This window comes from Streptomyces hilarionis (genome assembly GCF_024539675.1).
GTDB lineage: Bacteria > Actinomycetota > Actinomycetes > Streptomycetales > Streptomycetaceae > Streptomyces > Streptomyces hilarionis.
The window spans coordinates 1-262 of sequence record NZ_JAHHIT010000763.1; the positions used below are offsets into that span (position 1 = coordinate 1).

1 protein-coding gene is annotated in these 262 nt (G+C 57.6%); it reads left to right on the forward strand.

The window, feature by feature from the left end; translation table 11 throughout:
- The coding region (locus KMS84_RS44650) for a hypothetical protein (protein ID WP_256921614.1) at positions 1 to 262 on the forward strand (262 nt) is incomplete at both ends.

Here is a 262-nt window from a genome sequence, read left to right on the forward strand (position 1 = left end):
GGCGAATGGCACCCGAAAAATTCAGAGCCGGTGGCCATAGCGCCGCCAAAAAATCCTTCGGCCCGGCCTTAATCGATGACGACACGCCGTCCCCCGAACATGCTCGGTTCAGCTGGTTGAAATTGGCCTCACTCGCACTGATTAGTGCCGTGCTATGGGCTTTGCCGATGGGTGTTTTGACCGCGCTCTTTGGGTGGGAAGGAACCCTGACCCAGATGAGCTGGTTCTTTACCAAAGCTGCATTGCTGACCTTCGGCGGGGC